General features: G+C 36.9%; 6 protein-coding genes, 1 rRNA gene, 1 pseudogene and 2 riboswitches. Of the genes and pseudogenes, 2 read left to right on the forward strand and 6 right to left on the reverse strand.

Going from position 1 to position 11,837, the window contains the following annotated elements:
• From FXW34_RS22500 to guaA, 5 genes are all read right to left on the reverse strand, one after another.
• Nucleotides 1-131: ribosomal RNA gene (locus FXW34_RS22500) — 16S ribosomal RNA — on the reverse strand; the annotation flags it as partial.
• 537 nt (nucleotides 132-668) lie between these two features.
• Nucleotides 669-2,726 carry a glucose-specific PTS transporter subunit IIBC gene (gene ptsG / locus FXW34_RS22505; RefSeq protein ID WP_147536258.1) on the reverse strand — a complete coding sequence of 686 codons (2,058 nt, stop codon included), beginning with the start codon at nucleotides 2,724-2,726 and terminating at the stop codon, nucleotides 669-671.
• Between the two features lie 200 nt (nucleotides 2,727-2,926).
• Entirely contained in the window at nucleotides 2,927-3,766 is an 840-nt protein-coding gene (gene glcT, locus FXW34_RS22510) for a glucose PTS transporter transcription antiterminator GlcT (protein WP_147536259.1), read from the reverse strand.
• A 502-nt stretch (nucleotides 3,767-4,268) separates the two neighbouring features.
• Complete coding sequence (locus tag FXW34_RS22515) at nucleotides 4,269-5,594, reverse strand: NCS2 family permease (RefSeq protein ID WP_147536260.1); 1,326 nt, start codon at nucleotides 5,592-5,594, stop codon at nucleotides 4,269-4,271.
• A 124-nt stretch (nucleotides 5,595-5,718) separates the two neighbouring features.
• A riboswitch (purine riboswitch) is annotated at nucleotides 5,719-5,820 on the reverse strand.
• A 113-nt stretch (nucleotides 5,821-5,933) separates the two neighbouring features.
• Nucleotides 5,934-7,487: a glutamine-hydrolyzing GMP synthase gene (gene guaA, locus FXW34_RS22520; RefSeq protein ID WP_147536261.1), complete on the reverse strand. Its 1,554-nt coding sequence runs from the start codon at nucleotides 7,485-7,487 to the stop codon at nucleotides 5,934-5,936.
• Nucleotides 7,488-7,601: 114 nt separating this feature from the next.
• Nucleotides 7,602-7,703, reverse strand: a riboswitch (purine riboswitch).
• Nucleotides 7,704-8,072: 369 nt separating this feature from the next.
• Between guaA and FXW34_RS22525 the strand changes: the two genes are divergently transcribed.
• Nucleotides 8,073-8,327 (forward strand): YciI family protein, encoded by a 255-nt coding sequence (locus tag FXW34_RS22525; RefSeq protein WP_147536262.1) that lies wholly within the window; start codon nucleotides 8,073-8,075, stop codon nucleotides 8,325-8,327.
• A 47-nt stretch (nucleotides 8,328-8,374) separates the two neighbouring features.
• Here FXW34_RS22525 and FXW34_RS22530 read toward each other — a convergent pair whose 3' ends face one another.
• Nucleotides 8,375-9,460, reverse strand: a complete 1,086-nt coding sequence (locus tag FXW34_RS22530) for an FHA domain-containing protein (protein ID WP_147536263.1) — start codon at nucleotides 9,458-9,460, stop codon at nucleotides 8,375-8,377.
• A 644-nt stretch (nucleotides 9,461-10,104) separates the two neighbouring features.
• Between FXW34_RS22530 and FXW34_RS22535 the strand changes: the two are divergent.
• A pseudogene (locus FXW34_RS22535) lies at nucleotides 10,105-11,571 on the forward strand (IS1182 family transposase); the annotation flags it as partial.
• Between the last annotated feature and the right edge of the window lie 266 nt (nucleotides 11,572-11,837).

Here is an 11,837-nt window from a genome sequence, read left to right on the forward strand (position 1 = left end):
CAGGTTGCCCACGTGTTACTCACCCGTCCGCCGCTGACTATCGGGAGCAAGTTCCCTCAAGTCCGCTCGACTTGCATGTATTAGGCACGCCGCCAGCGTTCGTCCTGAGCCAGGATCAAACTCTCCAATAAGATGAGACTTCCATCTTTAGATGGTTAGTCGAATCAATCGGGCATTTACGGGCAGTTATCCGTTAGGATATTACTGCGCGTTATACGCGAGAAAGTTGAGTTGATTTAGCTCATAAAAGTTACATTGGCTCGTGTTCATCTATATAATAGAAGAAACACGATAAAAATTTTATTGTTGACGTTTGTTTGTTTAGTTTTCAAAGAGCAATTTTTTATCGTCGCCAGAAGCGAACTTTCTTAGTATATCTCGTTCGCGATAAGTAGTCAACACTTTTTTAAAATTTATTTTTCGTAGTGATGACCCTCGGTGACGCTGTTCATCTATAATAGCACCCAGCAACTTTTTTAGCAACTAGTTTTTTAAAGATTTTATTTTACTCACAAGATATTTAATTAAAACGACTTAGCAGATCACAATTACCCCCTCGCTACTAATCGTGCTACCTCCATCACATTCCTTGAGGAAGCTGTCTTCTCGTTCTAGAAAGATAAAAAGAAGCTGAATTCACAAAAGCGTGAATTCAGCTTCTTTTATATTTATTTTGTTATTGAAATGATATTTTCTTCTTTTAAACCAACTGCACCTTGCTTGTTAAGTACCACAGATTCACCTTGTTCAAGATTAGTGAATACAATCGGTGTAATAATTGATGGTGCATTTTGTTTAACGAAATCTAAATCAACCTTTAACAACGGCTGGCCTTTTACAACAGTATCATTTTCTGATACAAGCGTTTCAAAACCTTTACCCTTTAGGTTTACTGTGTCGATACCAACATGGATAAGGATTTCCCTGCCACCATTAGAAAGGATTCCAATCGCATGCTTAGTTGGGAATAAGTTAACGATTTTTCCATCAACCGGAGATACAATTGTTCCGTCTGAAGGAATGATTGCGAAACCATCACCCATCATTTTACCTGAGAAAACTGCATCTGGTACTTCAGTAATCGGTTTAATTTCACCTTTAATAGGAGAAATGATTGATGTTTCTTTTAATACATCATTTTGAAGTGCAGTTGGATTAACCGCTTCAATTTGCTGTTCTACTTTTTCTGCACCTGCTGCAGCTGATTGTGCCGGCTTCGGTCTTTTACCAGTCATAATATCTTTCATCTGACCCTTAATCGTTTCAGAACGAGGACCAAAAATGGCTTGGATATTGTTACCTACCTCTAATACTCCTGCGGCACCTAATTTTTTCAAGCGATCTTTGTCAACATTTTTTACATCTTTAACTGAAACACGAAGACGAGTAATACAAGCATCTAAGTGCGCAATATTCTCTTGTCCACCCATCGCTTCAAGAATGTTATATGGAAGTTCATTACCTGATTCACCTACAGCTTCTTCCTCTTCCTCAACTACTTCACGACCTGGTGTTTTAAGGTTGAATTTACGAATAGCAAAACGGAAACCAAAGTAGTAAACTACTGCAAATGCTAAACCTACTGGCACGACTAACCATGCGTTTGTTTGTGGATTAATTAGACCGAATAAAATATAGTCGATTAAGCCACCAGAGAAAGTCATCCCGATTTTAACATCTAATAAATGCATAATCATAAATGAGAAACCTGCAAAGATAGCATGGATTCCAAATAGAATTGGCGCAACAAACAAGAACGAGAATTCAATCGGTTCAGTAATACCTGTTAAGAAAGAAGTTAGTGCCGCGGATACCATTAATCCACCGACAATCGCTTTTCTTTCTGGTCGAGCTTCATGGTAAATAGCTAATGCTGCTGCTGGTAAACCGAACATCATGAATGGGAATTTACCAGTCATAAACGTACCAGCTGTTAAGTTTTGAACGTTATCAGAAATTTGTGCCATGAAAATTGCTTGGTCACCTTTTACTACTTCTCCAGCATTATTTACGTATTGTCCAAATTCAAACCAGAATGGAGAATAGAAAATATGATGTAAACCAAATGGAATTAATGAACGCTCAACTACACCAAAGATGAAGGCTGAAATGGTTAAGTTTGCATTAACCATGTTATGCGAGAACGAATTCAATCCTTCTTGAATCGGTGGCCAAATTACAATCATGACTAAACCAAGTATAACGGCAGTTGCCGCAGTAATAATTGGAACAAAACGTTTACCTGCAAAGAATCCTAAATAGGACGGTAATTCAATTTCATAAAACTTGTTATACAACGCTGCTGCGATAATACCAACGATAATACCGCCAAATACACCGGTTTGTAGCGTTGATATACCTAGAACTGTTGCTTGTCCTACATCTCCTGCCTCAATTCCCAACACTGTCCCCATCGTTACATTCATAATTAAGTAACCAATAAGTGCAGCAAGTCCAGCGGTACCTTCACCACCGGCTAAACCGACAGCGACCCCTACCGCAAATAATAGAGCTAAGTTACCAAAGACAATGTCTCCAGCGTTTTGCATTACAGCTGCGATCATATCAACCGCATTATTATCCAAGAATGGTGCCAATTCCAATAAAGTTGGGTTTCTTAACGCCGCACCTAATGCTAGCAGAATACCCGCTGCAGGAAGAAGCGCTACTGGTAACATTAAGGCTTTACCAACTTTTTGAAGTACACCAAAAGCTTTTTTAAACATGCATACTACCTCCAATGATTTAAGTTTTATCATTTCTCATTAACCGCTTACATACAAGCAAAATAAAAAAGGCATGAGGAAAGGAGTGTAAAAGAAAACAAAAGCTTAAGGGTAGATTCCCCAAAAACTTCTATTTCAATTACTCTTCTTTACTCATGCCTGATCGAATCAGTAACACGTAAAAAAATGTAATGATTGCATTATTTAATTTTTTTCTGAAGCCGTTGCAGATGCATGGTTAAGTAAACTGCCTCTGCATCAAAAACTGGTTTTGATATAGCTTGCTGTAAAACTTTAATGAGTTTCCATGACAGATTGTAACACACCGGATACTCTTCTTTCAATAGAGAAGATATTTTTTCTGGCTCCTCCACTCGCTCACCATTTTTGACTCTTTCAATCGTGTAACGCAGGTGCCGCACCAGTCTGGTATAGTCAATGCTATCCTTGTTTATCTTTATTTTTAATTGATCTTCAATCATATTTACCAGTTTTGTCACAAGTTGCGAGTCCTGATTGACCTCAGATAACTCACGATTCATGATAGAGCTATGAATATGAAGGGCGATAAAACCTATTTCTCCTTCAGGCATTATGATCCCGCTTTTGGCAGAGATGTGATTTACAACATCTCTTGCTATTTCATATTCAAAAGGATAAAGGGTTTTCGTCTCCACTAAAAACGGGTTTCGAATCTCCATCCCTTTACTCATTCTGGTAAAAGTAAACATTAAGTGATCAGTTAACGCGACGTGTATGTGTTCATTAAGAGGAGCATTTACTTTTGTTTTGATAAGATTGATTGCCGAAATAATCAAATCATGCATATCGTTATCGACAAAAGGCAAAAGCTTAATATAATCCTTTTGCTCCTTCTCATCTTTTAAAACAAATAACTTTTCTATAGTAGTAGTATCAATAGTATCGCCTTTTTTGCGATTAAACCCCACGCCTTTACCGATAATTACCACTTCACCAAAGGAGGTATGCTTTGCAATCAGCACGTTGTTATTTAGAATTTTGTCTACTTCAACCCTCATTGGCTCTCCTCATTTCGACTATATTCGACACTCACTTTTCATCTTAACTGCGTCACTTTTGTAAGTCAATGGATATAGCCATTCGATTTTAAGCTCAACTTCTTTTTTAAAAATAAGGCTGTGTTAAACCTGGCTGTTGATTTTCGGTTTACGAAATTCGAGCGGACATAGAATACCTTATTTCGTAAAAACAGGTTATATTCTGGGTCAAAGAGGACACATATGCTCTTATTCGGGCTAAAATCAAGTGAAATCACGGTTAAATAGGCAAATAGGGTACTCTGTGTCCGCTAAAAATCAAAATTTGTTGTTTTAATCAAAATAAGGTCTCTGGTGTCCTTAATACAACATGCACAATTAAAGGACTAACTGTCCGCATATTATTTCAACATCTTGGATATTGATTTCCACTCCAATCAACGTGGTATAAATCAACACTGTGCTTTACATAGCCAAAAATAAAAATAGCCACGGAATCCCATGGCTATTTTACAATGAATCATTATTCTTTTAAGAAGATAAAGTATAACACGAAGATGACAAAGAATAAGTACATAATTGGATGAATTTCTTTTCTCTTTCCACTCATAATCATTGTAATCGGATAGAAAATAAATCCTGCTGCAATACCGGTTGCTATACTATAAGTAAGTGGCATTGTCACCATTGTTAAAAACGCTGGAACAGCTATTTCAAACTTCGACCATTTGATTTCTGCCAATGAAGACACCATCAGTACCCCAACAATAACTAATGCAGCTGATGTTACTGGAGCAGTAATTACTGATAATAACGGGAAGAAGAATAATGCTAATAAGAAACATGCTGCTGTCACTAGTGCGGCAAATCCCGTTCTCGCACCAGCTGCAACCCCTGCCGATGATTCAACATAAGAAGTAGTTGTAGATGTACCAAAAATCGAACCTACTAACGAAGCGATTGAATCCGCCAATAACGCTCTACCTGCATTAGGGAGTTTGTTATCCTTCATTAAACCAGCTTGATTTGCTACAGCTACAAGCGTTCCTGCATTGTCGAAGAAGTCAACGAATAAAAAGGTTAGAATAATCACAAGCATTTCAGTTGTGTAAAATGAACTGTCTCCAAAGGCTGTAAATACTTGACCAAAGGTTGGTTCAATACTTGGAATCTTATCAACAACTTTAGTCGGCATATCAATTAAATTGAAAATCATCCCAACAATTGCCGTTATAATAATTCCATAGAATACGCCACCGTTGATTCCCTTTGTCATAAAAATTACTGTAATAACAATACCAAAGATTGCAAGTAGTGTATTACCGTTCGTCAAATCCCCTAGTCCAACTAAGGTTGCGTCATTATTGACAATAATCCCTGCATTTTTAAGTCCAATGAATGTAATAAACAAACCAATCCCTGCACCAACCGCATGCTTTAATTCAACCGGAATTGCATTAATCAGCTTTTCGCGGAAGCCAGTTAAAGTTAATAATAAGAAGAAAACACTTGAAATAAATACCGCACCTAGCGCATGTTGCCAAGGCATTCCACTACTTAATACAACTGTATAAGCGAAAAATGCGTTTAACCCCATCCCAGGAGCAAGAGCAATTGGGAATTTCCCTAATAAGCCCATAACGATTGAACCAGCAGCTGCTGCGAGTGCCGTTGCAACGAAAACCGCTCCGTGGTCCATCCGATTTGGCAAATCAGGAACATCCGCAAGTGTTAACGTAAGCGGGTTGACAATTAATATATAAGCCATTGCTAAAAACGTTGTGATCCCACCAATTATTTCACGGCGATAATTTGTACCAAGCTCTTCAAACTGAAAATACTTCTTCATGGTCTTCCTCCTCATGTTCTTTTCCTAAAATATAAAAAATGCTCCGAGAGCGTCTGGGAGCATTGACATGAGGAAGGTAAAGATGGGAGAAAAGGTTTATTATAATAACAAAAATCTCTTCCCAATTATTTACACTTTACCTCGTAGTCAAGCTATTTACGGCAGCTCGGTAGAAACTTTTGGGCCTTATTCCCAATATTATACGATGGTAATCTATTATATTCTTAAGCACTTTTATATATTACTATACTGACATAATTCAAGTCAACACAAAAAAACGAACATTATTCATGTTCGTTTTTTTATCGTTCGTATTTTGTTCATTAATCGAATTTTTAATTATTCCCACTCAATGGTTGCTGGTGGCTTACTTGTAATATCATAGACAACTCGGTTGATATGAGCAACCTCGTTAACGATTCTTGTTGAAATCGTTTCTAGAACATCCCAAGGAATGCGGGCCCAGTCTGATGTCATCCCGTCTATTGATGTAACCGCACGAATACCAATTGTATAATCATAAGTGCGGGCATCACCCATTACTCCGACGCTACGAATGTCTGGAAGCACTGTGAAGTATTGCCAAATATCGCGATCAAGACCAGCTTTTTTAATTTCTTCCCGTAAGATATAGTCTGATTCACGAACAATCTCCAATTTTTCTTCTGTGATGGCTCCAAGGACACGAATACCAAGTCCAGGGCCTGGGAATGGTTGTCTCCACACGATTTCATCCGGAATACCTAGTTCTGTACCTAATGCACGCACTTCATCTTTAAATAGAGTGTTAAGTGGTTCAATTAGCGTAAATTGCATGTCTTCTGGAAGTCCACCAACATTGTGGTGAGATTTAATCGTTTGTGCTGTAGCTGTACCACTTTCAATAATATCAGTATAAAGCGTTCCTTGAGCTAAGAAATCAATTCCTTCTAGCTTATGTGATTCATCATCGAAAACATAGATAAATTCATTACCGATAATTTTGCGTTTCTTTTCTGGGTCAGAAACTCCTTCAAGCTTGGACATGAATCTTTCTTTTGCATCAACTTTAATAACGTTCATGTGGAAGCCATCAGCAAAGGTTTTCATAACACTATCAGCTTCACCTTTACGCAATAAACCGTGATCAACAAAGATACAAGTTAATTGATCGCCAATTGCTTTATGAATCAATACTGCAACAACTGAGGAATCAACTCCACCACTCAAAGCACAAAGTACATTTTTATCGCCAACTAATTGACGGATTTTCTTCATTTCCATTTCAATGAAGTTTTCCATTGACCAATTTGCTTCACAGCCACACACACCAAATACGAAATTCTTTAATAGTTCGTTTCCGTATACTGAATGGCGAACTTCAGGATGGAATTGCACGCCGTAAAACTGACGATTTTCATCACTCATAGATGAAATTGGGCAGCTTGGGCTTGTTGCATCAACAGTAAATCCAGCAGGTGCTTGTGTTACTAAATCACCATGACTCATCCAAACCACTTGTTCTTGTGGTAGTTCAGCAAATAGCTTCGTTTGATTTTCTACTTTAATTTCAGCTTTTCCATATTCACGCTGTTTTGCCTGCTCAACTGTACCGCCTAGGCTAACAGTCATTAGCTGCATACCGTAACAGATACCGAGAATTGGTAATCCTAATTCAAAGATTTTTTCATCAACGCGAAATGAGTTTTCATCATAAACGCTGTTTGGACCGCCGGAAAAAATAATTCCTTTTGGATTTAATGCTTTAAGCTCTTCGGCAGTAATCGTATGTGGGTGTAATTCACTGAATACACCGAACTCTCGGATACGACGTGTAATTAGTTGGTTATATTGACTTCCGAAATCAAGTACAATAATTTTCTCTAAATCCTTAAACTCCGATTTTTCTGTCACTTTGGACACCTCTTTATTAAAATTAATCTTGCACTTATTATAAACCATAAACAAAAAAACTAGAATTCTCCCCTCGTTATTCACAAAAGCAGAATTCTAGTATAGGTGCAAATATACTGTATAGTCTGCCTTCATAGTCAAATCATTTACGGTGATCTGGTAGAAACTTTCGAACCATATTATCGAGTGTATATGAAGGTTATGTAATAGTTCCTTGATTATTTTATCAGTACAATAATTTTTAGGTCAAGCAATTCTCGCTATTATTAGTTTTTTCTAGTTTTTACCGTGGTTTTGGTCGGGGTAAACTGGTCTCTGTTGGTTTTATCCGACGTTTTGGGCTGTTTATCCGACGTTTCGGACTGTTTATCCGACGTTTCGGGCTGTTTATCCGACGTTTCGGACTGTTTATCCGACGTTTCGGGATGTTTATCCGACGAATTTGGGTATTTATCCGATTTTCGACAAAAACCGACACAAGCAACAGCCTGGCATTAACCCTCCACCATGAAAAACAATAACAAAAAATTCAAAATAGTGATAAAATACTGTTATCATATAGTTCTAATGATGGAGGAGTTACCTTTGAACAAGTACTTATTTATTACGACTAGAACAGAAAAATTTGACCCAGAGCAGATTCCTGCACATTATGAGTATCTCAATCGCCTCAAAAAGGAAAACAAATTAGAAATGTACGGCCCGTTCAGTGACGCTACAGGTGGGGCATATATTATCCGTGCTGGTTCATTCACCGAGGCACAGCGCATCGGTCAATTAGACCCACTCATTAAAAGCGGATCCTCCACTATCGTCGTGAAAGAGTGGATGACAAAATAAAAGATGCTTCCCGACTTGGGAAACATCTTTTTTATTTTAACAATGAATTAAAGATAGAAGACGAATGGCTCATTAGCCAATTTTAACTTTGCCCCAGAAAAGATTTCCACCTCTGTTTGTACAGGAATAGCCCTCCCATCTACGTAAGTGCTATTAGTTGAACGATTATCAATAATATAATAGCGTCCATTTTTACTGATAATATTCGCATGATTACGGCTCACTGCATTATTATCTATTACACTATAGTCACAGGACCCGCTATCCTTCCCAATCCGAAAAGTTGGCTTGTTGACGTCAATTTTCTCTTGCGTCTTTTCCCTTATCAAGTATGGAAAGTTTGGTTGTTCCTCACGATCAGCATATAAGACAGTGGTCCCCTCCGCATATCCAGGCGACATTCCTGGAATGCTTGATTGATTTGACGGCTCATTTCCCATCACATTTACATGTATCGGAGTACCACAGACTTTGCAAAACTTCGCGCTCTCCTCACCTACATTTCCACACTTTGAACATATATTCACTTTGTCTTGTTTAAAAATAGGTACAGATTGTTGCTGCGCCTTGTTTTCCACACCCTTACCCATCAATTCTAGAATCAATTTTTCAAAACTATGGATTGAAAAAGTAGTTTGGCTATTAAAATATTGCAAGTAATCGGCGATATACTCATGTTCTTCCTGCTTTGAAAAAACAACCCGAAAAGGAAGCTCTTTAAAAAATCCAGCCCAATTTTGACTAGACTGATTATTAAAAACTGGCCAAAAAATGCATTGAACCGTTTTGGTCCTTGGAGTTAGAAAAATATACTCCCAATCTAACATAAGATTGTTTACATTCATTAGATTTTTTTCGCATTCCTTCAAAATTGAAACAATCTGAACAACGATATCCAGAAACATTTTCTTACTAACAATCCCATTAAAATAAGTTTTTAATGACGCCATATTTTCAAAGGCGCATTTCATGATGATGCCCTTTTTAGATGTTTCCTTGGTAATCGGAAGCAAGCCACCAGCCTTTCTTCCAACAACAATCTCTAATTCGCGTTCGTTAATGGTTTCAGGCTGGACCAATCTATTCGTCACAACAAATTTGTTATTTTTTTGCTCAATTGCTATATTTCCCATAAAAATCTCCCACCATCAAAATACTAATAGTATAATTTTACCATGAAAAACAGAGAAAAACATGGGGACGGTTCTCTTGTTTCCCTAACAATTTCCATTTAAAGAGTGATCCATTCCCTTTCTTAAGCATCATTTAAATGATGGAGACCCTCCCATTTGAAAAATAAATCAAACGTTTGATTAATAAATCATATTTTGGTAGTAAAGCGGGTTTTAAACAGTTTTCTACTGAAAACGCAGCATCCAACATGTCAGAAGATGCTGTTTTCTTTTTTTCTAGAAGAAAATCAATTTTTATTAAGTGAAACTTCCATTAGTGGTGGTCTTCCTCATCCCACGCAGATGGTTAGTTGAACCCTTCAGACCTTTACGAGCAATTTATTCCCCACTTTTTCCTTTTATAAAATTAGAATATTGATGTAAGGATATTTAGGCATGTTAAAGCGAGATAAACTCATAATTATCCAACTTGAAATGATCTTGAAACCAACTAAGTGGTAGAAATTAGGGAAACGCCGGAACCGTCCGAAGCCACTGAAAAACTACTCCTAAAAAATGTAAAATTGACCAAAAACAAGAAAAGACCTCCAGTTTTGGTATAATAGAGTTGTCGAGAAACTATCACCCAAACGGAGGTCTTTTCTATGCTTAAAAGCAAAGATATGCAATTAAGTATCTATTCCATATTATATAACAAAATTCCAGAAAATAATATTTTCAAAATCCTTAAAGATAACCTTGATTTTAGTTTTATTAATAAACTACTAAAAGATTCCTACTGTGAATTTTATGGAAGGCCTGCCAAAGAACCTGAACTCATGGGCAAGCTGCTATTTCTGCAAAAAATGAAGAATTTATCCGATACAGAAGTGATTGCAGATGCCTCACTAAATCTTGCCTATATGTATTTTCTTGATATTAACCCAGAGGAGAAATTGCCAGATCCTAGCCTTTTGTCCAAGTTTAGAACAAAAAAACTTCATGATGTAACTTTAGATGACCTCTTGATAGAAATTGTTAAACAATGTGTAGAAAAGGGCATTATTAAAGAAGTTGGAATTAGTATTGATACTACTCATACTGTCGCAAACACGTTTAAGGCAACTCCCGAAAGAGTGATGAAGAGGCTGGCAAAAAAGATCTTTAAATCAGTAGATGAAGAAAATGGGGAGGTACCTAGTTCTGTCAGTCAAGATATTCCTGAATATAAAGACGTTGAAGATCCTAAAAAAGCCAAAACTGTAATGAAAGACTATCTCGAAGAGACTATTCTTCAAGTTGAAAAAAGTGTAGACATCGAAAGAAGTCCCAAAACAAAAGCAATCATAGAAAATGCAAAAGAGATTCTTAAAGACCCTAAATTTATTGAACAAAAAGGAGTTCGTTCAATCGTTGACCAGGATGCAAGGGTTGGCCATAAAAGTAAAAACGAACACTTCTTTGGATACAAAACAGAATACACCATTACAACGGAAGAGAGAATTATTACAGCTGTTAGAGTTAATAATGGAGCCTATGTAGATGGTACACAGTTTAATGAGTTAATGGAGCTGACCGAGAAAAGTGGGGTCAATATAAAAGAAGTTTTCGGTGATAAAGCATATTTTAGGAAACCTATACTTGATAAAATCAAAGAACTAGAAGCCAAACCCTATATACCTGTAAGTGCCATGGCTTATAGGATTGACGAAGAAAGATTCAGTTATAATAAAGATTCTGATGAATGGTTTTGTGAACAAGGAAACAAAACCGAAGGTAAAAAATACGCAAAAGTAAAAAGTGGAAGAGAATACTATAAATATTACTTCGAAAAGGAAAAGTGTAAAGGTTGTCCTTTACGGGATGATTGTATTAAAGAAAAACGAGTCAGAAAAATTCTTGTGGTAGGGCTAAATACTCCGGAATTTTACGGATATAGCCAAGAACAGAAAACAGAAGAATTTAAAGAAACATATAAGAAACGGGCTTGCCAAGAATGGAAAAACGGCGAGATGAAGAATTTTCACGGGCTAGATCGTGCCAGGGGGTACGATCTAAAAAGCATGTCTACACAAGCAAAATTAACTGCAATAGCAGTTAATTTGAAGAGGATAGCAAAAATAATAGCCTCATAAAAGAGGTGTTTCACACCAAAAAATAATAAAAATTAGAAAAAATCCCCAGTTTCTAGAAGTTAACTAGAAATGGGAATTTTTTGTTTGAAAATTAGGGTACTTTTTCAGTGGCTTCGAACCGTCCCTTGTTCCTTTGTGTTTTCCGTAGAAATTGTCACCACTAAAAATATTCTCCAGGTATAAAAACAAAAATTTTTATCGTCAATATTAATTTCTAAATAAAAAACACTCTTTGCCAAAAGGCAAACGAGTGCTTTATTTCG

Source organism: Bacillus marasmi, assembly GCF_902168435.1.
In the GTDB taxonomy this organism is placed as follows: domain Bacteria; phylum Bacillota; class Bacilli; order Bacillales; family Cytobacillaceae; genus Bacillus_BU; species Bacillus_BU marasmi.

Bases quoted from the DNA above. Each gene is read 5' to 3' on its own strand.
- ptsG (WP_147536258.1), bottom strand. From the start codon at position 2,726: ATGTTTAAAAAAGCTTTTGGTGTACTTCAAAAAGTTGGTAAAGCCTTA.
- glcT (WP_147536259.1), bottom strand. From the start codon at position 3,766: ATGAGGGTTGAAGTAGACAAAATTCTAAATAACAACGTGCTGATTGCA.
- FXW34_RS22515 (WP_147536260.1), bottom strand. From the start codon at position 5,594: ATGAAGAAGTATTTTCAGTTTGAAGAGCTTGGTACAAATTATCGCCGT.
- FXW34_RS22530 (WP_147536263.1), bottom strand. From the start codon at position 9,460: ATGGGAAATATAGCAATTGAGCAAAAAAATAACAAATTTGTTGTGACG.